Consider the following 21,277-nt stretch of genomic DNA (forward strand, 5'->3'; position numbering starts at 1 on the left):
GCGCTACCCCGCGGCGGGCCGGGGCGCGCCCGGGTAGGTGCCGAAGTACCAGCGGTTGCCCTCGGGGTCGGTGGCGGCGAAGTCGCGCGAGCCGTAGTCCGTGTCGTGGAGCCCGGTGGTGATCCGGGCGCCGGCGGCCACGGCGCGGGCGTGCAGGGCGTCCGGGTCGGCGGTGACCACGTAGGCGGTGAAGCCGCCCGGCTTGCCGGGCCAGGGCGAGTCGCCGTCGGGCGTCTCGCGGTCCGAGCCGAGCATCACGCCGCCGCCCTCGGGCCAGGCCAGTTCGGCGTGGGCGACGAACTCGCCCTCACCGTAGGCGACGACCTCCCGGAAGCCGAAGGCCTCGACCAGGAAGCGGATCAGCGCCCGGGCATCGGTGGCGCGCAGGCTGGGCCAGACCTGCGGGGCGGGGGTCTCGGTGGCGTCCATGGCTCTCTCCTCGGGATCGGCTCGGGTGGGTGCGGGAATCCGCTACGCCTCCCACTCTGCGACCGCCCCGGCGGCGCCGCCTTGGACGTTTCGGAACTTCGCCGCGTCCGGGCCCTCCGCCGCCAGCCAGGCGCTCGGCGCCGCCCCGGCCAGCGCGCGGAACTCGCGGGCCAGGTGCGCCTGGTCGAAGTACCCGCAGCGCACGGCCAGTTCCGCCAACCGGGACGGCGGGTCCGGGGCGGCCAGCAGGTGCCGGGCCCGGTCGAAGCGGATCACCCGGGCGGCGGCCTTCGGCGTCAGCCCGGTCTCCCGCCGGAACCGCTCCTGCAGGTGCCGGGCGCTCCAGCCGGTCTCCCGGGCCAGCGCCGCCACCGGCAGCGCGCCGCCGCTGCGCCGCAGGGCCCGCCAGGCCCAGCCGACCTCGGGCGGCACCTGCCCGGACGGCCGGGCGGCCCGCAGCAGCGCCCCGTCCAGCACGGCGAACCGATCCTCCCAGGTCCGTGCGGCCCGCAGCCGGTCCTGCAGCTGCGGGCCCAGCCCGCCGAGCACCTCGTCGGCGGGGACGTCGATCCCGGCCAACTCCCCGGCGGGCAGGCCGAACAGCGCCCGGGCGGCGAGCGGGTGGACGGCGATCTGCACGCCGGACTGGGCACCCTCGTGGGTGATCAGCGCGGGGGTGGTGTGTAGGCCGCCGAGCAGGGTCGGGTAGCTGCCGGGCGGTTGCGCCGGGTCGGGGTGGCCGGCGATCACCAGGGGTTCGTCGAGGGTGAGGATGAAGGTCAGGTGGGGGGAGGGCAGGCCGCGGTGGACGGCGGGGGCGAGGCCGCGCTGCCGGTAGCCGGAGTACCAGGCCACGTACGGGCGCAGCGCGGTCGCGGGCCGGGCCCGGACGGCCTCGTCGACGGTCCCGGCACCGGGCCCTGCGGTGTCCGTGGTCACCCTCCCAGTATCGGCGCTCCCGCAGGCCGGGCGCCGGGTCGCCGGGCCGGCAGCCGGGCCGGCGCGGCTGCCTCCCCGGCGGGTCCGGCGCGGTCGCGGACCGGCGCGGCGTTGCTTATGGTGAGGGCGCGGTCACCCCGTTCGCGCCCGTGTCGGGCGCGGGGGCGCACCGTTCCGGGGGGATGCGGGGGGAACCACCGACGAAGGAGTCCCCGTGACCACTGCCCGAGACATCATGCACACCGGCGCCCAGTGCATCGGCGCCCACCAGACGCTGGCCGAGGCCGCGATGATGATGCGCGACAAGAACGTGGGCGCGTTGCCGATCTGCGGCGACGACCAGAAGCTGAAGGGCATCATCACCGACCGCGACATCGTGCTGCGGTGTATCGCCGAGGGCAAGGACCCGTCCAAGATGACGGCCATGGACCTGTCCGGCCACCTGCACTGCGTGCGCGCCGACGACAGCATGGACATGGTGCTGCGCAAGATGGAGCAGCACCAGATCCGGCGCATCCCCGTGATCGACGGGGAGCGGCTGGTGGGCATGATCAGCGAGGCGGACCTGGCGATGGGCCACCGCGACGGCCAGCGGCTGACGGACCAGCAGATCATCGACTTCATGGACAGCGTCTACATGAAGCAGTGACCCGCCCCGGCGGCCCGCCGCCGTGATGCGCCGCGGTGACCCGACGCGGTGATGCGTCGCGGTGACCCGCCGCGATGACCTGACGCAGTGACCGGGCTCGGCCGCCACCGAGTCGAGCCCCGGCCCCGTCCGCGCCCGTGAGCGTGACCGGCCGGCCCCCCGTGCCGGCCGGGCTCTTCGAAGGTGCCGGACGGGGCCGCCGTGCGTCTTGTAAGAATGCGCACGCGCTCCGGAGCGGGGCCGGGGGCCCGGCTCAGGCCGCGCCGGGGTCGAGGAGTGCGCTGGTCACCCGCCCCGCCACCCGGTCGGTGGGCTCGGGCAGGGTGCCGGTGCCGGTGCGGGAGGCCAGGAACTCGCGCGGCGAGCAGCCGACCATGCCGCGGAAGTTCCGGTCGAGGTGGGACTGGTCGTAGTAGCCGCAGAGCACGGCGAGGTCGGCGCCGGTGGGGCGGTCCGCGCGGGCGGCCAGGACGCCGAGGGTGTGCTGGAGCCGGAGGATCCCGGCGGCCTGCTTGGGGGCCAGCCCGAGGTGCTCGCGGAAGCGCAGTTCCAGTCGGCGGCGGCTCCACCCGGTGCCCTCGACCAGGGTGTGGATCGGGACCATCCCGTGCGAGCGCCGCAGTCGGTGCCAGGCCCAGCGGACGGACGGCTCCCAGTCCGGGCCGTACGCGAACAGGGCGGCGAAGTAGCCGTCGAGCATGGCGAACCGGGCGGACCAGCTCGGGGTGTCGGCGAGGCGGTCGGTCAGCGCGCGCAGCCGCGGGCCGAGGACGTCCCCGGGTTCGGCCCACTGCCCGCCGAGGTCGCCGGCCAGCGGACCGAACGCCCGGAAGGCGCCCTGCGGGGTGAGCGAGACGGCCAACCCGTGCAGGACGCCCGAGTGTTGGGCGATCGTCGCGGTGCGGCGCAGCCCGGCCACGACCGATCCGAAGGAGGCGGCGGGCGCGGGGGAGACGGCGTCGGTGAGGCGCATGCTGCCCTCGAAGGCGAGGGCCACCGTGACCACGTCGGTCGGCACTTCCAGTCGGCGGCGCGGCTGCCGCAGGTCCAGCCGGTAGCCGCGGTAGCCGAGGACGTACCGGCGCAGCGGTGCGGCGGGTGTGCCGAGGACCATCCCCGGCGCGGTCGGCGGGACGGTGCTCCGGGACATATCGACTCCCGTGCTGGGCGGGGTGGGTGACATGTACGCAGACCATTCTAGGGCCCGTCCTCGACCTCCCCGGGCGGGTCGACGGCAGGTCAGGTGGGTCTCACGGAACGGATTCTTCTTTCCCGCCAGTCGAGATGCGTGCACAATCGCGCACATGGGAAAGCAGTACGAATCGATCGACGGCCGACTGCGCGCCTTCATCGAGCGCCAGCCGGTCTACTTCGTGGCGACGGCCCCGCTGGCCGCCGACGGGCACGTCAACCTCTCGCCGAAGGGCCGTTCCGGCACCCTCGCGGTGATCGACGAACTCACCCTCGCCTACCTGGACTTCGGCGGATCGCAGGCCGAGACCGTCGCCCACCTGCGGGAGAACGGCCGGATCACCCTGATGTGGTGCTCCTTCGAGGGGCCGCCGACCGTGGTGCGGGTACACGGCACGGGCGAGGCGGTCTTCCGGGACGACCCGCGCTTCGCCGGGCTGCTCGGCCACTTCGACCCGGCCGCCGACGGGTCGGGCCTGCGGGCGATCGTGCTGGTCAAGGCCGAGCGGGTGAGCGACTCCTGCGGCTACGCGGTGCCGTTCATGGACTACCGCGCCGACCGCGACCTGCACGCGCAGTACTTCGACCGCAAGGACGAGGAGGAGTTCGGCGCCTACTGCGAGCGCAAGCCGCTCGTCGGGACCAGCCTCGACGGGCTGCCCGCCCTCCCGCTGCCGCTCCCGGCCCGGCCGGCCTGACGGGGCCGGAAGGCGCGGGGACGACGAAGCCGCCGCATCCCGTGGGGGATGCGGCGGCAGCGTGGTGGTCCTACTTGCCCAGACCGGCCTTGACGGAGCAGATCGGCCAGGCGCCCGGGCCCTGGGCGGCGAGGACCTTCTCGCCGATGGAGATCTGCTGGTCCTTGGTCGCCAGGTCGGCGCGCGGGGCGAAGGAGGTGCCGCCGAAGGCCGCCCAGGTGCTGGAGGTGAACTGCAGGCCGCCGTAGAAGCCGTTGCCGGAGTTGATGGCCCAGTTGCCGGTGGCCTCACAGGCGGCGACCTTGTCCCAGACGCCGGCCGGAGCGGCGGAGGCGCTGGTGGCCGTGACGAGGCCGGCCACGGGCAGGGCGGTGAGCGCCCCGGCCATCAGAGCCATCCGGACGCGGTTGCGGCGCTTCGGGGTGGCAGTGGTGGTGGCAGCGGCGGTCTCGTTACGGAAGGTCATGGATTTCCTTTCGGAGGGTTGCGAGCGCGCGGAACCAGGCCCTCGGAAGGCCGGTGGTTTCGGGGACACGTCACTCGCGTGGTTCGGCACCGTTCCTGCTCGGCGGGCGGGCGGTGAGGCCTGTCCGGAGCGGATCGCTCGGTGCAACGGGTTCGAAGTTACGGGTCCGGTCGGGGCCGATTCAAGGATTCGAAGGTTTGGGCACGTCAGAGGCCTGTTACCGGAAGTAAGGATCAAGGAATTGTGCTGATTTCGCCCGATTTCCATCCATTTCCAAGATCAAACCCCCCGGTGAAGTGGCCCGGGCCACAGCGAAAGTGCTGTGAGGCCGCGCACATCGTCGACAGCGCGTGACGGCCCGCCCGCCGCCGGTGCCGGATCCGCCGTGCCCGCCGCCGCCCCGGGTGGCCCGCACCACACGGCTCACCCGGAGTGCCCCCGGCGCTCACGCACGGTGCCGCGCATAGCCTCGTGGCCATGAGCAAAGAGAGCGATGCAGCGGGTGCGGCGGGCGCGGGGGCTGCGGATGCCGGTGCGGGAGGGACGGGCGGGGCCGCGGTGCCGACCGGGCCGACCGGATCGGCCGGACCGTTCGGATCGGCCGGACCGTTCGGAGCCGAGGAGCACGAGGCCGCGGCCGCACCGCAGGGCTTCGAGCTGGGGACCGACGGGCCCAAGGTGATCCTGGCGGGGCTGGACGGCTCCGACTCCTCCTGGCGCGCCACCGCCTACGCCGCCGGACTGGCCCGCCGGCAGGGCGCCGTCCTCGCGGTGGCCTACATCCAGCCGATCCTCGCCGCCGCGACCGCCCTGGCCGGGGCCGCGGTGGAGGAGACCACCCAGGAGGTCGCCGAGGAACTGCTGACCGCCCTGCGCGAGGCCGAGCTGCGGGTGCGCGAGGTGTGGAAGGTGGACTGGCGGTTCCTGACCATGCGCGGCGACGCGTACGGCGGGCTGGCCAAGCTCGCCGACGAGCTGCGCGCCGACGCCGTGGTGGTCGGCGTCTCCGAGCAGGCCGGGCACAAGGTGATCGGATCGGTGGCCGTCCGACTGGTGAAGGCGGGCCGTTGGCCGGTGACCGTCGTCCCCTAGGCATGGAACTGCCGGGCGTCGGTGGCTCCGGACCCGGTGGAACGGGGGCCGGAGGGCCCCGGGCCGACCGGCCGCAGGGCGGGAGCGGGGCGGCGGGTAGGGTGCGTGAACATGACGGACACGCGGGGCACGCACCTCTCCGAGCCCGCCCACCCGACCGGCAGCGACCTGCACCTCGACCTCCCCGCCACCGGCGGCCGCCGCGCCGCGCTGATGACGGCCCTGCGCGAGGCGATCCGCAGCGGCAGACTGGCACCCGGCACCCGGCTGCCGCCCTACCGGACCCTCGCCGCCGACCTCGGCCTCGCCCGCAACACGGCCGCCGAGGCCTACGCCGAACTCGTCGCCGAGGGCTGGCTGACCGCCCGTCAGGGATCCGGCACCGCCGTCGCCGAACGGGCCGAGCCCGTCCCCGCCACCCGGGCCCGCCGCCCCTCGCGCCGCCCCGGGCCCCGGCACGACCTGCGCCAGGGCCAGCCCGACGCCGCCTCCTTCCCCCGCACCGCCTGGCTGGCCGCCGCCCGCCGGGCCCTCACCGCCGCGCCCAACGAGGCCTTCGGGCCCGGCGATCCGCACGGTCGGCGCGAGCTGCGCACCGTCCTCGCCGACTACCTGGCCCGCGCCCGGGGGGTGCGCACCGACCCGGACCGGATCGTGATCTGCTCCGGCTTCGCCCACGCGCTACGACTGCTCTTCGATGGCGCGCGGCCCGTCCTGCCGCCCGCCGAGAACGGCCCGCTGGCCGTCGAGGCCTACGGACTGGGCTTCCACCGCGGGCTGCTGGCCACCGCGGGGGTGACGGCCGTCCCCTTGCCGATCGACGAACAGGGCGCCCGCGTCGACGAGTTGGCGCACCACGGGGACGTCCGTACGGCCCTGCTCACCCCCGCCCACCAGTTCCCCACCGGCGGCCCGCTGCACCCGGGCCGCCGCGCCGCGGTGATCGACTGGGCGCGCGGCCGCGGCGGGCTCGTCCTGGAGGACGACTACGACGGCGAGTTCCGCTACGACCGCCAGCCGGTCGGCGCCGTCCAGGGCCTCGACCCCGAGCGGGTGGTCTACCTCGGCAGCGCCAGCAAGAGCCTCAGCCCCGCGCTGCGCCTCGGCTGGATGGTGCTGCCGGACCACCTGGTCGACCGGGTGCTCGCCGCCAAGGGCGAACGCGAGGGCTGGGCCAGCGCGCTGGACCAGCTGACCCTCGCCGAGTTCATCGACTCCGGCGGCTACGACCGGCACGTGCGCCGGATGCGCCGCCGCTACCGCGACCGCCGCGACCAGCTGGTGGCCGCGTTGGCGGCGAGCGCCCCGCACGTCGAGGTGTCCGGCATCGCGGCCGGCCTGCACGCCGTGCTGCGGCTGGAGCCGGGCACCGAGCGCTCGGTGCTCAAGGCCGCCGCCTACCGGGGCCTGGCCGTCGACGGCCTCGCGGACTTCCGGCACCCGGCGATCGCCCCGGCGGCCATGCCCGTCGTCGACGGACTGGTGGTCGGCTACGCCACTCCGCCCGACCACGCCTACCCGGCGGCGCTCGCGGCGCTCTGCGACATCCTGCCGCCGTCGGCCTGAACGGGGCCGGAGGCGGCGGCCGGTGGCGGGGGAGCGGAGGCGCCGGGGACCGGTGGGGAGGCAGGGCACCGGGACGGCGGCCGGGCCGGGCGGCGCGAAGCATAGGCCCCCGGACGTCCGGGCGGGGCCGTGACCGGACCGACCGGTCCGCCGCGTCCGCTCGCCGCTCCTGCGTCGGTACGGAACCGGGCAGCGGCGGGCAACCCCGGCGGTGCCCCGGCCTACGCTCCATGGTCATGCGCAGAACACATCCGATCCGCGCCGCGCTCGTCGCGTGCCCGGCCCTCGTCGTCGGTCTGCTCCTCTCCGCCGCTCCCGCCCGGGCCGACTCCCCGCTGCCCCTCACGGTCGTCTCCGACCGGCAGGCGACCGTCCGCGGCGGCGAGTTCACGCTCACCCTGACGCTCAGCAACCCGTACGACACCCCCATCCAGTTCGTCTACCAGAGCGTCCAGGAGACCTACGGGACCAGCCTGGAGACCGGTCTCAGGTTCACCGAGACGGCCTGCGGCACCCAGACCAACGGCTGCAGCGACAACGTCCACGGCGGCATCGCCCGGTACGACGTGCCGCTCGGACCGGGCGCGAGCAGCACCTTCACGGTGACCTACGCCATCGCCCCCGACTCGGCCTGCGGTGACGCCACCCGGATCGACTTCTACTCCTACCTGTACTACGAGTACAACGGAGGACTGAACAACAACTCGGGCATCGTCGACGTCCCCGGCACCCAGGTCGCCTGCGCCTGATCACGAGCGACGCCGACCGGCCCCGGCGTCCGACCCCGGCGTCCCTCCCCGGTGCGCACCCCACTGCGCATCCCCGTACCCCCGTCAGGTGCCGGCCTCCCCCGTGCCGGCACCTGACGGGCTCTTCCGCACGGCGGTGGCGGGCCCGGCGCCCGGACGGCCCCGGTGGGCCGGGCGGTTCGGTTCGACCCCGTACGGCACCGGCCGCAGACGCCCCGAAGCGGGTCCACCGGTGTGCCGGGTTGACGCCGGGCGGTGGGCTCCGAGCCGGCCCGCGGGGGCGTGGCCGGGACGGGGGAGCCGTTGGCAGAGCGGGGAACCGCCGGGGTGAACGGATGTTCCTCCGGTCCTCGGCGTGATGGGGGCGGACCGCGCGAGATTCACCCTATCGGGGGGTACTGGGCGTCCGTACGGGCTCGGCCGGGTCCTGGTGATCTAGGGTTCCGGAGGGGCCGCCGCCGGACGGTGGCCTCACTCGCGATACTTCGCCAACGCCCCCACCAGTCTACGGATCTGATGATCCGTCACGGCATGTGCCCCAGGGCGGTTCGTATGGCCCTGGCCGCGTGACCCGACCACAGGAATGGAGACCCTGCCGATGCCCGTGGACACGAGCCCGGAGACAGAGCAGGTCAAGCAGCAGAGCCTTGCGACGGCCGCTGCCCGCAACCTTGCCACCACGACCAAGTCCGCACCGCAGATGCAGGAGATCACCTCCCGCTGGCTGCTCAAGGTGCTCCCCTGGGTGCAGGCCGCCGGTGGCGCGTACCGGGTCAACCGCCGGCTCACCTACGCCGTGGGCAACGGCGTGGTGGAGTTCATCAAGACCGGCTCCCAGGTCCGGGTGATCCCGGCCGAGCTGGGCGAGCTGGCCCTGCTGCGCGGCTACGAGGACGAGGACGTGCTCACCGCCCTCGCCGACCGCTGCCAGCAGCGGGACTTCGGCCCCGGCGAGGTGCTCACCACCCAGGGCGAGTCGGCCGACCGGATCTTCCTGATCGCGCACGGCAGGGTCAACCTGGTGGGCACCGGCAAGTACGGTGACGAGACCGAGATCGGCGTGGCCGCGGACGGCGACCGCTTCGGCGACGACGCGCTGCTGAACCCGGACGCCGCCTGGGACTTCACCGCCAAGACCGCCACCTCCGGTGTCGCCCTCACCCTGTCCCGGGCGGACTTCGTCGCCATCCGGGACAACGCGCCGAGCCTCCAGGAGCACCTGCAGGCGTTCCTGGCCCTGCCGCTGCAGGCCCAGAACGAGCGCGGCGAGGCCGAGATCGCCATGTCGGCCGGCCACCACGGCGAGTTCGAGCTCCCCGGCGCCTTCGTCGACTACGAGCTGAAGCCGCGCGAGTACGAGCTGAGCGTCGCGCAGACCGTCCTGAAGATCCACACCCGGGTCGCGGACCTGTACAACCAGCCGATGAACCAGACCGAGCACCAGCTGCGGCTGACCATCGAGGCCCTGCGCGAGCGGCAGGAGCACGAGATCGTCAACAACCCGGAGTTCGGCCTGCTCAACAACGCCGACTTCGACCAGCGGATCCAGACCCACTCGGGCCCGCCCACCCCGGACGACCTGGACGAGCTGCTCAACCGCCGCCGTGACCCCGACTACCTGCTGGCCCACCCGCGGACCATCGCCGCGATCGGCCGCGAGTTCAACGCCCGCGGCCTGTACCCCACCCACGTCGACCTCGGCGGGCAGCAGGTGCCGGCCTGGCGCGGGGTACCGATCCTGCCGTGCAACAAGATCCCGATCACCAAGGAGAACACGAGCTCGATCCTGGTGATCCGTACCGGTGAGGACAACCAGGGCGTGATCGGTCTGCACCAGACCGGCATCCCGGACGAGTACCAGCCGTCGCTCTCGGTCCGCTTCATGGGGATCGACGAGAAGGCGATCATCTCGTACCTGGTCAGCGCCTACTACTCGACCGCGATCCTGGTGCCGGACGCCGTGGGCGTGCTGGAGAACGTGGAGATCGCGCACCGTCGCCACTGATCGCGCACAACAACGGGCGCGGGCCGTAACCGGCCGGGCTCGATGATCGTTTGACCTGATGACGGACGGCCCGCCCCCCGGAAGGCGGGCCGTCCGGCTGATCGCGTCCGATCGTTTCTGGTCGTGCCCGATCGACTTCTGATCGGGGAGCGACCGCTGTCGGCCGTTCCGCCGGTCCTACGGCGATCCGTCGACCGGAGCCCTACCGGTCCGGTCCCGATGCGTTCCGCCCGTTCCGTCCCCAGGTGATCCGAGAGGTGTGTGGAGCCCATGTCCCAGCGTCGGCAGTTACGACGGATACCGCTGCACGGCGGTGGGGCGGCGGCCTCCGGGCGGTGGACGCGGCTGGCCGGTGCCTCGGTCGGCGTGGTCGCGATGTGCGCACTGGTCACCGGCGCGACCGCGTCCGGGGCCGAACGCCACGGAGGGCACTCGCACGGCACGTCCGTCGACACCTGCGTCTGCACCCGGACCGACGTGTCGGTGTCGGTGGGGCCGGGCGGCAGCGTGGGCGTCGGGGTGGGCGTGGACGTCCAGGTCGGTGTCAGCGTCGCGCCGAACGCCGGCACCGGACACCACGACGACCACAAGCCCCCGGCCGGACACCACCACCACCCGTGTCCGACCCCGACTCCGACCCCCACGCCGACCCCGACCCGTACGCCGACCCCGACCCCGACCCCCACTCCCACGCCAACGCGTACCCCGACCCCCACTCCCACGCCGACTCGTACGCCGTCGCCGACCGCGACACCCACCCCCACGCCGACGCCGACCCCGCCGTCGCCCCCCGCGCCGCCGCCACCCGCGCCCGCGCCTGCCGATCCGCCGCCGCCCGCCGTTCCCGCGGCCCCGGCCCCGGCGGCCCCGAGCCCCGCCCCGTCGAGCCCGGCACGCCCGAGCGCGCCGTGGCCGGCCCCCGCGCCGCGACCGACGTTCCGCGCCCCGGCGGCGCTGCCGGTGGCGATGCCGCAGCGCCACCACGGCGCCCCGATGACCACCACGCTGCTGCTGATCATGGTGCCCGGTGTGCTCGCGGCGGCGGCCCTCCGCCCGGGTCGAGGCCAGGGCCGAGGCCGAGGCGGTTCGGGCCGGTCCTGACCGGTCGCGGCCCCGCCGCCCGCCGTCCGATCCTGCGACGTCCGTCGGCCCGGGCCTGCCCCAGACCTTTTTCGTTTCGTCACAAGCCAAGCCAGAGAAGGGAGTTCCCATGTCCGAGTGGGTGGCGTTGACCATCGCCATGGCGTCGGCCTGTGCCGTCGTGGTGGCGGTGGTCCTGCTGAGGAACCGCCGGGTGGGCGCCGCAGAGGAGAACGCCGACGAGACCCCGGACGTCATCGAGTACATCACGATGATGATCGGGGTGGTCTACGCGATCGTCCTGGGCCTCGCCATCGCGGGCGTCTGGGAGGCGCGCGGCGTCGCCCAGGACGACCTGTTCCGCGAGGCGCAGTCCCTGCGCGAGGTGAGCGACCGGGCGGTGGTCTACCCGGTCGAGTTCCGCGACCAGATCCGGGCCGACGTGGACGCCTACGTCACGTACGTGGTGAACACCGAGTGGGACTACATGCGCGAGAACGGCGGGATCTCCGAGAAGGGCGACCAGTTGCTGCAGAAGCTGCAGACCGACGTCGCCACCCGGCCGCCGGCCTCCGACCTGGAGTCCCAGGCCTACCAGCCGATCATGGACCGGATCAGCCAGGCCTCCGAGGCCCGCCAGGCGCGTGGTCAGAACGCCGGCTCGACGATGCCGGGGATCGTCTGGTTCGGGCTGATCGGCGGTGCGGTGGTGACCGTCGGCATGCTGTTCGCCCTGCAGATCCGGCGCACACCACGGGAGTTGACGCTGGCGCTCTGCTTCAGCGTGCTGATCGCCTTCCTGCTGTTCATGATCTGGGACTTCGACGACCCGTTCGCCCGCAGCGTCTCGGTGACCACCCAGCCGTTCGAGGACCTCTTCCCGTCGCTGAACCTCAAGGGCTGATCCCCTCCGGGAGGGGCCGGCCCCGGTGCTCCCGGGCATCGGGAGAATCCGGGCGGACGGACGGCCCACGCGGACCGTCCGCCCGCCCCCTCTCCGTTGCGGCCGCCCGGTAGGTTGACCCGTACCGGCAGGCCCCCGAACGGAGGACGCGCGATGGACAGCCAGGACTGGGACGACCGCTACGCCGCGAGCGAGCTGGTGTGGGGCACGGCACCCAACCAGTGGGTGGTCCGCGAACTGACCGGCCGCACCCCCGGCCACGCCCTCGACCTGGCCGCCGGCGAGGGCCGCAACGCCATCTGGCTGGCCGCCCAGGGCTGGGAGGTCACCGGACTGGACTTCTCCGCCGTCGCGCTGGAGCGGGCCGAACGGCTCACCGCCGACCTGCCCGACGAGGTCGCCGACCGGCTCACCTGGCGCCACGGCGACGCCCGCGCCGTCGAGGCCCCCGTCGGCGGCTACGACCTCGTCCTGGTCGCCTACCTCCAGCTGCCCGCCGGGGACCGCCGCACGGCGCTGCGCCGCGCCGCCGACGCGCTCGCGCCCGGCGGCACCCTGCTGGTCGTCGGGCACGACCTGAGCAACCTCACCGAGGGCGTCGGCGGGCCGCAGGACCCGGCCGTGCTCTTCACCCCGGAGGACGTCCTGGCGGACCTCGCCGACCTCGGACTGCGCACCGTCCGCGCCGAGCGCGTGCACCGTACGGTCGGTGGCGGGTCCGGGCACAGGGGCGGGGGTGCGGGTGGCGTCGCGGTGGACGCGCTGGTGCGGCTGGAGCGCGGCGCCGGGTGACGGCGCTCCCGGCCCGGCGGCTGAACCGGACGCCGGGTGCCGGATGCCGGACACGGCGCCTCTGGCCGCTGGTTCCTCGGTGTACGGACCGTTGCCGGGGGTGAGGCGCGGGGGCGTGCGGGGTAGGGGTGCTCCCAGGACGCCGTCGGATGATCACAAACTTTCTACAGTGCTGTAGATTCGCGGCACGCGGCGGTGGCAGAACGAGGAGGGCGCGATGAGCGTTTCGCTGGCCAAGGGACAGAAGATCAGCCTGGAGAAGCCGGGCGGTGGTCAGCTGAGCCTGGTCCGGATGGGGCTGGGCTGGAAGGCGGCGGAACGCAAGGGCTTCCTCGCCAAGCTGCTCGCCGCAGGCCGGGAGATCGACCTGGACGCCTCGGCGGTGCTGTTCGCCCAGGGTCGTCCGGTCGACGTGGTCTTCTTCCAGCACCTCACCAGCAACGACGGCTCGGTGCGGCACAGCGGGGACAACCTGGTCGGCGGCTCCGGCAACGCGACCGACGACGAGTCGATCACGGTCAACCTGTCGACGGTGTCGGCCGAGGTCGACCAGATCCTCTTCACCGTCAACTCCTTCACCGGGCAGACCTTCCAGGAGGTCGAGGCGGCCTTCTGCCGGCTGGTGGACGAGACCACCGGCGCCGAGCTGGCGCGCTACACCCTCACCGGCGGCGGCCCGTACACCGCGCAGATCATGGCCAAGGTGCAGCGCACGGGGACGGGTTGGCAGATGACCGCGATCGGCCAGCCCGCCACCGGGCGGACCTTCCAGGACCTGATGCCGGAGCTGGTCAAGCACCTCTGATGCTCCCGCGGGCGCGCACCCGACCCGTGCGCCCGCCCGACCTGCCCGGCGGGACACGCGACAAGGCCGGCCGCGACCGAACCGGACACGACAGGACGCGACGGGGGCGCGGTTCCGCACCGGGAACCGCGCCCCCGTCGGGCACGTCGTCAGGTCACCACGTCAGGTCACTTCTTCGGGGCCGCCGAGGGCGAGAACGAGGCGCTGGGGGTGGTGCTGGGCGCCGCGCTCGGGGTGCCCGTCGCGGTCGGCGCCGGGGTCGGGCAGCCGGGGAGGCCGGTCGGCGTCGCCGTCGGGGTGCCCGTGGGCGTGGCGGTGGGGGACGGGGAACCCGTCGGGGTGGGCGTCGCCGTCGGCGTACCGGTGGGCGTGCCCGTGGGCGTACCGGTCGGGGTGGCGGTGGCCGTCGGGTCCGGGCAGGCTGTGGGCGTGCCGGTCGGGGTGCCCGTGGGCGTCGCCGTCGGGGTGCCGGTCGGGGTGGGCGTCGGCGTCGCGGTCGGCGACGGCGAGCCGGTGGGCGTCGGCGTCGTGGTGGGCGTCGGCTGCGCCGTCGGCGACGGGTCCTGGGTGGGCGTCACCGGCGTGGTCGGCGTGGTCGGCTGCTGGGTCGGAGCCGGGGCGGGCGTCGTGCCGGTGCCGGTCGCGCCGGAGCCCGATCCGCCGCCGACCGTCGGGCCGCCGAGGACCGGGAGGAACGGCGAGGGCAGCGAGGGCGACGGTATCGAGGATCCGGGGCTGTTCGGGACGGTCGTCACCGTGCCGCTGCCGTAGTGGGCCATCCAGTTGCGGACGGTCCGCAGGTACTCGCCCGAGTTGTTGTAGCTGAGCACCGCGCGGTCGAGCTGCGCCGGGTCGGAGAGGTCGCGGCCGCCCGCGCACAGGTAGCGCCCGGCGGCCTCGGCGGCGTCGAAGATGTTGTTCGGGTCGGCCTTGCCGTCGCCGTTGGCGTCCACGCCCGAGGTGGCCCAGGTGGACGGGATGAACTGCATCGGTCCGACGGCGCGGTCCCAGCGGGAGTCGCCGTCGTAGCGGCCGCCGTCGGTGTCGGCTATCGCGGCGAAGCCGTTGCCGTCCAGCGCCGGGCCGAGGATCGGGGTCAGCGTCGTGCCGGAGGCGTCCACCTGGCCGCCGTTGGCCTGGCCGGACTCGACCTGGCCGATCGCCGCCAGCAGCTGCCAGGGCAGGTGGCAGCCGGGGGAGCGCTGCGCCAGCGAGGCCTCGGTCTGGCGGTAGGCGGCGAGCACCGTGGCGGGCAGGGCGGGCCCGGTGGCCGCGAACAGGCCGGCGTCAGGAGCGCCCGGCAGCGTGCCGGGCGGCTGCGGGAGCTGGAGGGTGCCGCCGCCGTCGGCCGGAATGCCGGTGCCGGGCGCGGGGGTGCCGAACGGCGAGCCGGTGCCCTGGTGGTCGGCGTCCGGGGCGCTGGCACCGCTCGTCGGGCCGGTGTCCGCGGCCGCGCCGGGGGCGAGCCCGATTCCCGTCACCTGAGAGCCGGTCAGCGCGGCGAGCGCGGCGAAGGCCGCCGCCGTCCCCGTGACCCGCTTGCCGACCCGGAGCTTCCGCCCGCCCTGGCTGCTGCCGAACCTCGCCGTCATCCGATTCCCCTCCCCGTCACCGCCCGGACGATCCCGGAACGGTTGAGCTGTCGTCATCGTGCCCGTCCACCTGATAAGGGGCCCGCCACCGCACGATTAGTATCACGACGATCTGACAGGGACAGGGTGACCGGGAGGCGGCCCGAGGCCCTCCGAGGGGTTAACTCGGCACTTCAGCGGGGGTGCGCCGCTCCCGGGCCTGCGGACGACGCCGCGGACCGCACTCCGGAGCGGTCCCGTGGCCGGCGGTCGCTTCACCCGCGTCCGGCGGCAGCTCCCCTTCCGGTACCGGGAGTTGACCAAGGGCCCAACGGCAGTGGGACGGACGCCGCGGGCGCCGGACCGGCGGTTCGGAGCACGGGGGTGGTACGTGCGCGGTGTTCCGGGCTCCCCGGCGGCGCCCGCCCCCGACCTCCCTGACCTGCCGGAACGTCCGGCGCCCCGGTCGGCCTCCCCTAGCAGGACGGGCCCCCGGACACCAGGGCGCCCTCCCAACTCGCCCCTGGACGGGTGACGTTCTGGTGAAAGTGGGCATGCCAGGAATCACCGCCCGGCATGCTGTGCCGCGTGATGATGCGGATGGAGGTCCAGACCGTGAGCCCCAACCTGCCGGAGACCGTCGCCGAGGGAGCAGTCGTCCTGCCGGCGCCCCCTCGGGTGGTGGACGACCTGGCCCGTGACCTGACCCAGGCCGCCGCCGCCGTCCGGGCCGTGTCGCGGACCTGCCGTTCCGGCGGGGACGTCGCGGTCGCCGCGTACACCGCCGTGGTGTGCACCGGACTGTCGGCCGCCCGCGCCCTGGAGGAGGCGGCCGCCTGGTGCCGTCAGGCCCCCGGCGCCGAGGTGCACTCGCTGGCCTGGGCCCGGGTGCCGGGGCACCGCGACGACGTCCACGAGTACCGCGTCACCCTGGCCGTCAGCTTCCCCGACGACGAGACCGGCGAGCACCTCGGGGACACCCACCACGCCCGGCGCTGAAGTCGTATCATCACCTCATGGCTGAGGGGGGTACGAACGACATGGTGAACGAGACCGGCGACGGTACGGACGGTGCGACGTCGAGTTCGGTTCCGGTGTCCGCCTCCGACGCAGACGGCCCGCAGGAGCTCTCGCGGGCCGCCGCCGTCGCGGTCACCGTCCTGGCCGCGCTGTGCGGTGCGGCGGTGCTGCTGGCCGTGTTCCACTGGCTGGGGTGGGCCGTCCCGGGGATCGGCTGGCTCGTCGCCAAGGCCGGCATCAAGCTCGCCGTCGGAGGCTTCGCCGCGATGGCCGTCGGCCTCGGCTGGCTCCGCGCCCGGCTGGGCGCCAGGCCCCGGAACTGACCCGGGCCGTCAACCCGCCTGCGGCGAGGCGCAGGTGAGGTCGTGCGCGGGCGCCTTGTCGTCCAGCAGGTAGCGCTCGACCACGTCGGTGACGCAGGAGTTGGTCCCGGGGTACTGGCCGTGGTCGCCGTTCCCGGTGACGGTGACCAGCTTCGAGCCGCGCAGCGCGCGGTGGGCGCCGAGGGCCGCCTCGTAGTACGTCGCCGGGTCGTGCACCGAGTTGAGCATCAGCGTGGTCGGCAGGTGGGCACCGGTGACCTTGACCTTGGGTGCCGGGGCGACCGGCCAGGCGGCGCAGACCGCGCTGAAGGCCAGCGTCCGGGCGCCGACCAGCGGCCAGCGGGCGGTGTTCTCGGCGCCGAGCCGCACCCAGGTGTCCATGTCCCTGGTCCACGCGGTGTCGTTGCAGGTCACCGAGAAGTACTCGGCGAGGAAGTCCGGGCTGAGGTAGCTGTTGAACATGGTCGCGACCGCTGCCCGGGTGGCGGCGTCGGTGGTCTGCCAGTTGTCGAGGACGGCCAACAGGCGGGCGAGGTCGGGGAAGTGGGACGCCGAGTAGATCGCCGAGATCGCGATGTTGTCCAGCTGGTTGGGGCCGATCGTCAGCGAGCCCTCGACGATGGGGGAGTCGTGCAGCGCGGCCCGCCGCTGCTCCCAGTGCGCCCGCACCTGCTCCGGCGTGGTGCCCCAGTGGTACGTGGCGTCCTGGGCCGCCAGCCAGGGCACGAAGTCCTCGTCGAAGCGGCGCTGGAAGCTCATCGGCTGGCCGAGCTGGAACTTCTCCCAGGTGCCGTCGAAACCGATGTTGCTGTCCAGCACCATCCGCTCGACCCGGTGCGGGAAGAGCGTCCCGTAGTAGGCGCCGATCATCGTGGCGTAGGACGGGCCGTAGTAGCTGAGCTTGCGCTCGCCGAGCAGGGAGCGGAACAGGTCGATGTCGTGGGCGGTCTGCTCGGTGGTGAGGTAGGGGATCAGGTCGCCGCTGCGCTCCTGGCAATCGGCGGCCAGCTTGGTGGATTCGGCGATCACGTGGTCGACCGCGGCGGGGGACTGGTCGCGGTAGTCGCCGGCCAGGAACTCCTGGAACTCCTCCGGGGTCTGGCACACGGCCTTGGTGCTCGCGCCGACCCCGCGCTGGTCGAAACCGACGATGTCGTACGCGGCGCCGACGGCCGGGGCGGCCGTGGCCAGTCCGGCCGGGCGCAGCAGACCCGAGCCGCCGGGGCCGCCGGCCGCCATCAGCAGGGTGCCCTTGCGCTTGGCCGGGTCGGCGGACGCCTTGTGCCGGGAGACGGCGATGGTGAGGTCGGCCCCGACACCGGGGTGGTGCCAGTCGCGCGGGGCGGTCATGGTGGCGCAGTCCAGGGCGGGCTGCGTGGTGCAGGGCTGCCAGTTCAGCGTCTGGTGGGTGTAGCGGGCGGGTGCCGGGTCGGCGTCGCCCGGATCGCGGGCGGTGTCGGCACTGGCGGTGGCGGGAACGGCGAGGCCGGTCAGCACGGCGGCGGCCATGGCCAGCGCGGCACGGCGGGTGCGGGGCCTGGTGGCGGCCGGAGTGGTGCGGGCCGGGGCGGTGGCGGCCGGTGCGGCGGCGGTCGGGGCGGGGTTCGTCGATGCGGTGTTCGTCACGGGAATGATCCTGTCCGAGCCGGGCCTGACGATCGATCACCCGTGCTGCCGTCTTCGGGGTGGTGCTGGCTACACCCCCGCCCGGAGGAAGCCTCCAGTTCCGGGCGGGGGTGGCGGGCGGCGGCCCCACCCCCGTGGAGGCCGCCGCCGGCCGTCAGTAGGCGGCGGTGAACCGGGCGCGGCGGTGGGCGGGCGTCTCGACCTCGTCGAGGAGGGCGACGGCGAGGTCCTCCATGGAGATCGCCGAGTTGCCGTCGGCGTCGAGCAGCAGCTCGTCCCGGCCGAGCCGGAACCGGCCGGTGCGCACGCCCGGTTCGAGCAGCGCAGCCGGGCTGAGGTACGTCCAGTCGACGTCGGCGTCGGCCGCGCGGTAGAGGTCGAACTGCTCGCCGCAGGCCAGCGCGATCGGCCGGATCTCGGCGGGGAAGCCGGGGGTCTCGACGAGGGTCGTGCCGTCGGTGCCCGGGACGACGAGGTTGCCCGCGCCGCCGACGGCCAGCAGTCGGACGCCGGTGCCGGCGACGCCGGCCAGCAGTCCCTCGGTGGCGACGGCCAGTTCGTGCTCGCTGCCGGGCACCGGGCGGGTGGCGGTGATCACCGCGTCCTGCCCCGCGGTCACCCGGGTGACGTCCTCGGGGTTGCGGGCGTCCGCGACGGCGAGGGTGACGGCGGAGGGCAGGCCGTGCGGCTTGGCCGGGTCCCGTACGACGGCGGTGACCTCGTGGCCGCGGGCGATCGCCTCGGCCACGACCCGGCTGCCGACGTTTCCGGTGGCGCCGAACACGGTGATGCGCATGGGGAGTTCTCCTCGGATGGGGGCCGGACCGGGGGCCGGACCGGATGCGTGATGCGGGCTCGGGAACGCGGGATGCGGGATCGGGAACGGGGGCTCGGGACGCCGGCTCGGGGGCGCGGGGTCCGGGACACCGGTGGGGATCCCCCGGCGCGGGACTCCGACCGGGAAGGTCAGACGTTCTCGCGCACCGGCGGTGCGGCGGCCGAGCGGGCCACCGGCGTCGACCCGGCGGTGGCGCCGGGCCGCCGGGTCTGGGCGACGACGAGCGAACCGAGCACGACCAGGGCGCCGAGCGCCTGCAGCGGGCTGAGGTTCTGTCCGAGCGCCAGCCAGCCGATCAGGGTCGCGACCACCGGGCTGAGCAGGGAGAGGAAGGAGAGCGAGGTCGGCGGCAGCGAGCGGAGCCCGCGGAACCAGAGCGCGTAGGTGAGGGCCGCGCCGATCAGGCACAGGTAGGCGTAGCCGAGCACGTTGGCGGCGGTGTAGTGGGTCGGCGGCGCGCCTTCGGTGAGCAGCGTGAGCGGTACCAGCAGCAGGCCGCCGGCGGTGAGCTGCCAGCCGGTGGTGGCGAGCAGCGGGGCGGGCGACACCCAGCGCTTGGAGAGCACGACGCCGGCGGCCATGACCGCGGCGCCGCCGAGCGCGGCGGTGACCCCGAGCGCGTCGAGTTCGGCGCCGGCCCGCAGGACCAGCAGGCTCACGCCCGCCACGCCCGCGATGCCGGACAGCACGGTGCGCAGGGTGAGCCGGTCGCCGAGGACGGCGGCCGAGAGGCCGGCGGTCAGCAGCGGCTGGACGGCGCCGACGGTGGCGGCGATGCCGCCGGGGAGGCGGTAGGCGGCGATGAAGAGCAGGGCCTGGAACGCTCCGATGTTGAGCGCGCCGAGGACCAGGGAGCGCCACCACCAGCTGCCCTTCGGCAGTCGGCGGGTGAGGGCGATCAGCAGCAGCCCGGCGGGCAGGCAGCGGATGACGGCGGCGAGCAGGGGGCGGTGGGGCGGCAGCAGCTCGGTGGTGACGAGGTACGTCGTCCCCCAGACGGCGGGGGCGAGGGCCGTCACCAGCACGATGGCGAGGCGATGTCTTAGCACTAAGCCAATGTATCTCAGCGCTAAGACATTCTTCACCGTCGCCCGTGGGTGACGTGGCTCACAGTTACCTCACCGCTAAGGGACCGGGGTTCGATCGCCTACCCTGGTGCCGTGGCAGATCATGTGGACCGCGTAGTCGCGCAGTGGGCCGCCGAGCGTCCCGACCTCGACGTCTCCCCGATGGAGGTGTTCGGCCGGCTCAAGCGCCTGTACCGCCTGGTGGACGCGGCGCTCAACCGCACCTTCGCCGAACACGGCCTGGACGCCGCCTCCTTCGACGTCCTCGCCACCCTCAAGCGCAGCGGCCCGCCCTACCGCCTCACCCCCACCGGCCTGATGCAGTCCTCGATGGTCACCTCCGGCGCCATCACCCAGCGCCTGGACCGGCTGGAGGCCCGCGGCCTGGTCACCCGGACCCGCAGCGACCAGGACGGCCGCAGCCGCGAGGTCGCCCTCACCCCCGAGGGCCACGCCCTGATCGACCGCGCCCTGCCCGACCACCTCGCCACCGAGTTCGGCCTCCTGGAGGGACTGGACGACGCCCGGACGGCCGCGCTGGTCGACGCCATGCGCACCCTGCTGGCGACCCTCGGGGACAGCCCGGACTGACGGATCCTCACGGGTTGACCGCGACCGCCTTGAAGAAGGTGTAGTGGAAGGTCCCGTCCGGCTCGGCCGCGCGGCGCAGGTCCGCGATGCCCCGGTCGAAGTCCTCCGCCGTGGTCAGCCCGGCGGCCAGCGCCTCCGCCCGGACCGCCTCGACCATGGCGACGAAGGTGCGCAGCGTGAAGGCCTCCGCCAGCTCGGGGCGGCCGCCGTCGGCGTAGACCGCCCGCGGGCGCACCGTCACGTCCGTGAACCCGGCCGCCGTCAGCAGCGGGTGCAGGCGACGGCCGAGCAGACCGTCGCCGCCCGCCGCGGCCTGGAGACGGACCAGGTGGTCGATCGTGCGGCCGGCGGCCGGGCTCTGCGGGTGGAAGAAGGCCGAGCCGTGGTCACCCTCGATCACCGTGATCGTCCCGCCCGGCCGCAGCACCCGCCGCAGCGCGGCCAGCCCGGCCGCCGGGTCGGGCAGGTGCTCCAGCACGAAGCAGAGGAAGACATGGTCGAACGCGCCGTCCGGGAACGGCATCCGGTGCAGGTCGCCGTGGTGCCAGCTGACGTCCGCGTCCGGTGCCTGCGCCGCCACCCGGGCGCGGGCCTGCGCCAGCGAGTCCGCGGAGAGGTCCATCGCGGTCAGCAGCATCCCCGGGCCGGCGGCCAGCAGGTGCACCGTCTGCGCCCCCACCCCGCAGCCCGCCTCCAGCACCCGGCTGCCCGCCGGGTACGCCGTGCCCGCGTGCAGCAACTCGGCCAGGGTGTCCGCCTGGTCCCCGAGGCGCCGCGCCTCGGTGTCCGAGTAGCCGTGGACGTAGGTCGTGCCGTCGTTCTCGTTCTCGTTCCGGTGTGTCGGCCGGGCCGTTTCCGTGGTCATGGCCACCACCC

20 protein-coding genes and 1 pseudogene are annotated in these 21,277 nt (G+C 74.3%); 12 read left to right on the top strand and 9 right to left on the bottom strand.

The genetic code is table 11. From position 1 onward, the window contains the following. Window positions 1-3: 3 nt before the first annotated feature. Both ACIRST_RS18235 and ACIRST_RS18240 read right to left on the bottom strand, forming a co-directional pair. A complete protein-coding gene (locus ACIRST_RS18235) occupies window positions 4-429 on the bottom strand; it encodes a VOC family protein (RefSeq protein WP_350520942.1) in 426 nt (141 codons plus the stop codon). 42 nt (window positions 430-471) lie between these two features. Continuing rightward, entirely contained in the window at window positions 472-1,368 is an 897-nt protein-coding gene (locus tag ACIRST_RS18240; protein WP_402803110.1) for a helix-turn-helix domain-containing protein, read from the bottom strand. Window positions 1,369-1,582: 214 nt separating this feature from the next. Between ACIRST_RS18240 and ACIRST_RS18245 the strand changes: the two genes are divergently transcribed. Then, window positions 1,583-2,017, top strand: coding sequence for a CBS domain-containing protein (locus tag ACIRST_RS18245; RefSeq protein ID WP_350520940.1), 435 nt, complete (start codon window positions 1,583-1,585; stop codon window positions 2,015-2,017). 253 nt (window positions 2,018-2,270) lie between these two features. On the opposite strand, the gene ACIRST_RS18250 is transcribed toward ACIRST_RS18245, so the two are convergent. Further along, complete coding sequence (locus ACIRST_RS18250; protein ID WP_402803111.1) at window positions 2,271-3,167, bottom strand: helix-turn-helix domain-containing protein; 897 nt, start codon at window positions 3,165-3,167, stop codon at window positions 2,271-2,273. 154 nt (window positions 3,168-3,321) lie between these two features. Here ACIRST_RS18250 and ACIRST_RS18255 point away from each other — a divergent pair, with 154 nt between their 5' ends. Then, window positions 3,322-3,906: a pyridoxamine 5'-phosphate oxidase family protein gene (locus ACIRST_RS18255; RefSeq protein ID WP_350520938.1), complete on the top strand. Its 585-nt coding sequence runs from the start codon at window positions 3,322-3,324 to the stop codon at window positions 3,904-3,906. A 79-nt stretch (window positions 3,907-3,985) separates the two neighbouring features. Here the strand turns inward: ACIRST_RS18255 and ACIRST_RS18260 are convergent. Further along, window positions 3,986-4,372, bottom strand: a pseudogene (locus tag ACIRST_RS18260) (transglycosylase family protein); the annotation flags it as partial. A 657-nt stretch (window positions 4,373-5,029) separates the two neighbouring features. Here ACIRST_RS18260 and ACIRST_RS18265 point away from each other — a divergent pair. The 7 genes from ACIRST_RS18265 to ACIRST_RS18295 all read left to right on the top strand — a co-directional run bounded on the left by ACIRST_RS18265 (window position 5,030) and on the right by ACIRST_RS18295 (window position 13,365). Then, a complete protein-coding gene (locus tag ACIRST_RS18265; RefSeq protein ID WP_350521077.1) occupies window positions 5,030-5,464 on the top strand; it encodes a universal stress protein in 435 nt (144 codons plus the stop codon). Window positions 5,465-5,575: 111 nt separating this feature from the next. Next, window positions 5,576-7,030 carry a PLP-dependent aminotransferase family protein gene (locus ACIRST_RS18270; protein ID WP_402803112.1) on the top strand — a complete coding sequence of 485 codons (1,455 nt, stop codon included), beginning with the start codon at window positions 5,576-5,578 and terminating at the stop codon, window positions 7,028-7,030. Between the two features lie 236 nt (window positions 7,031-7,266). Beyond that, window positions 7,267-7,779, top strand: coding sequence for a hypothetical protein (locus ACIRST_RS18275; protein ID WP_402803113.1), 513 nt, complete (start codon window positions 7,267-7,269; stop codon window positions 7,777-7,779). Between the two features lie 598 nt (window positions 7,780-8,377). Then, window positions 8,378-9,784: a family 2B encapsulin nanocompartment shell protein gene (locus ACIRST_RS18280; protein ID WP_350520935.1), complete on the top strand. Its 1,407-nt coding sequence runs from the start codon at window positions 8,378-8,380 to the stop codon at window positions 9,782-9,784. 1,210 nt (window positions 9,785-10,994) lie between these two features. Beyond that, window positions 10,995-11,768 (top strand): hypothetical protein, encoded by a 774-nt coding sequence (locus ACIRST_RS18285; protein WP_350520934.1) that lies wholly within the window; start codon window positions 10,995-10,997, stop codon window positions 11,766-11,768. Between the two features lie 153 nt (window positions 11,769-11,921). Then, window positions 11,922-12,560 (top strand): class I SAM-dependent methyltransferase, encoded by a 639-nt coding sequence (locus tag ACIRST_RS18290; RefSeq protein WP_350520933.1) that lies wholly within the window; start codon window positions 11,922-11,924, stop codon window positions 12,558-12,560. 217 nt (window positions 12,561-12,777) lie between these two features. Next, window positions 12,778-13,365: a TerD family protein gene (locus ACIRST_RS18295; RefSeq protein WP_350520932.1), complete on the top strand. Its 588-nt coding sequence runs from the start codon at window positions 12,778-12,780 to the stop codon at window positions 13,363-13,365. A gap of 167 nt (window positions 13,366-13,532) precedes the next feature. Here the strand turns inward: ACIRST_RS18295 and ACIRST_RS18300 are convergent, their stop codons facing one another. Then, complete coding sequence (locus tag ACIRST_RS18300) at window positions 13,533-14,957, bottom strand: lytic transglycosylase domain-containing protein (RefSeq protein ID WP_350520931.1); 1,425 nt, start codon at window positions 14,955-14,957, stop codon at window positions 13,533-13,535. A 567-nt stretch (window positions 14,958-15,524) separates the two neighbouring features. Here ACIRST_RS18300 and ACIRST_RS18305 point away from each other — a divergent pair. Together ACIRST_RS18305 and ACIRST_RS18310 are read left to right on the top strand one after the other, a co-directional pair. Further along, the gene (locus ACIRST_RS18305; RefSeq protein ID WP_350520930.1) at window positions 15,525-15,935 is read left to right on the top strand and encodes a hypothetical protein; all 411 of its coding nucleotides are present in this window, start codon (window positions 15,525-15,527) and stop codon (window positions 15,933-15,935) included. A 17-nt stretch (window positions 15,936-15,952) separates the two neighbouring features. Beyond that, window positions 15,953-16,279 carry a hypothetical protein gene (locus ACIRST_RS18310; RefSeq protein WP_350520929.1) on the top strand — a complete coding sequence of 109 codons (327 nt, stop codon included), beginning with the start codon at window positions 15,953-15,955 and terminating at the stop codon, window positions 16,277-16,279. Between the two features lie 9 nt (window positions 16,280-16,288). Here the strand turns inward: ACIRST_RS18310 and ACIRST_RS18315 are convergent, their stop codons facing one another. The 3 genes from ACIRST_RS18315 to ACIRST_RS18325 all read right to left on the bottom strand — a co-directional run bounded on the left by ACIRST_RS18315 (window position 16,289) and on the right by ACIRST_RS18325 (window position 19,792). Beyond that, window positions 16,289-17,905, bottom strand: a complete 1,617-nt coding sequence (locus ACIRST_RS18315; RefSeq protein WP_350520928.1) for an alpha/beta hydrolase — start codon at window positions 17,903-17,905, stop codon at window positions 16,289-16,291. 154 nt (window positions 17,906-18,059) lie between these two features. Next, window positions 18,060-18,701: an NAD(P)H-binding protein gene (locus ACIRST_RS18320; protein ID WP_350520927.1), complete on the bottom strand. Its 642-nt coding sequence runs from the start codon at window positions 18,699-18,701 to the stop codon at window positions 18,060-18,062. Between the two features lie 170 nt (window positions 18,702-18,871). Next, a complete protein-coding gene (locus ACIRST_RS18325) occupies window positions 18,872-19,792 on the bottom strand; it encodes an EamA family transporter (protein WP_350520926.1) in 921 nt (306 codons plus the stop codon). Window positions 19,793-19,903: 111 nt separating this feature from the next. Here ACIRST_RS18325 and ACIRST_RS18330 point away from each other — a divergent pair, with 111 nt between their 5' ends. Continuing rightward, window positions 19,904-20,401 carry a MarR family transcriptional regulator gene (locus ACIRST_RS18330; RefSeq protein ID WP_350520925.1) on the top strand — a complete coding sequence of 166 codons (498 nt, stop codon included), beginning with the start codon at window positions 19,904-19,906 and terminating at the stop codon, window positions 20,399-20,401. Between the two features lie 7 nt (window positions 20,402-20,408). On the opposite strand, the gene ACIRST_RS18335 is transcribed toward ACIRST_RS18330, so the two are convergent. After that, a complete protein-coding gene (locus tag ACIRST_RS18335) occupies window positions 20,409-21,266 on the bottom strand; it encodes a methyltransferase domain-containing protein (protein ID WP_402803114.1) in 858 nt (285 codons plus the stop codon). Window positions 21,267-21,277 lie beyond the last annotated feature (11 nt).

This window comes from Kitasatospora sp. NPDC101447, assembly GCF_044767225.1.
Lineage (GTDB): Bacteria > Actinomycetota > Actinomycetes > Streptomycetales > Streptomycetaceae > Kitasatospora.

What these genes read in the sequence shown, in the direction of transcription:
- ACIRST_RS18295 (WP_350520932.1), top strand. Translation starts at nt 12,778, where the DNA reads ATGAGCGTTTCGCTGGCCAAGGGACAGAAGATCAGCCTGGAGAAGCCG.
- ACIRST_RS18280 (WP_350520935.1), top strand. Translation starts at nt 8,378, where the DNA reads ATGCCCGTGGACACGAGCCCGGAGACAGAGCAGGTCAAGCAGCAGAGC.
- ACIRST_RS18255 (WP_350520938.1), top strand. Translation starts at nt 3,322, where the DNA reads ATGGGAAAGCAGTACGAATCGATCGACGGCCGACTGCGCGCCTTCATC.
- ACIRST_RS18320 (WP_350520927.1), bottom strand. Translation starts at nt 18,701, where the DNA reads ATGCGCATCACCGTGTTCGGCGCCACCGGAAACGTCGGCAGCCGGGTC.
- ACIRST_RS18290 (WP_350520933.1), top strand. Translation starts at nt 11,922, where the DNA reads ATGGACAGCCAGGACTGGGACGACCGCTACGCCGCGAGCGAGCTGGTG.
- ACIRST_RS18275 (WP_402803113.1), top strand. Translation starts at nt 7,267, where the DNA reads ATGCGCAGAACACATCCGATCCGCGCCGCGCTCGTCGCGTGCCCGGCC.
- ACIRST_RS18250 (WP_402803111.1), bottom strand. Translation starts at nt 3,167, where the DNA reads ATGTCCCGGAGCACCGTCCCGCCGACCGCGCCGGGGATGGTCCTCGGC.
- ACIRST_RS18335 (WP_402803114.1), bottom strand. Translation starts at nt 21,266, where the DNA reads ATGACCACGGAAACGGCCCGGCCGACACACCGGAACGAGAACGAGAAC.
- ACIRST_RS18310 (WP_350520929.1), top strand. Translation starts at nt 15,953, where the DNA reads ATGGCTGAGGGGGGTACGAACGACATGGTGAACGAGACCGGCGACGGT.
- ACIRST_RS18235 (WP_350520942.1), bottom strand. Translation starts at nt 429, where the DNA reads ATGGACGCCACCGAGACCCCCGCCCCGCAGGTCTGGCCCAGCCTGCGC.
- ACIRST_RS18300 (WP_350520931.1), bottom strand. Translation starts at nt 14,957, where the DNA reads ATGACGGCGAGGTTCGGCAGCAGCCAGGGCGGGCGGAAGCTCCGGGTC.
- ACIRST_RS18270 (WP_402803112.1), top strand. Translation starts at nt 5,576, where the DNA reads ATGACGGACACGCGGGGCACGCACCTCTCCGAGCCCGCCCACCCGACC.
- ACIRST_RS18285 (WP_350520934.1), top strand. Translation starts at nt 10,995, where the DNA reads ATGTCCGAGTGGGTGGCGTTGACCATCGCCATGGCGTCGGCCTGTGCC.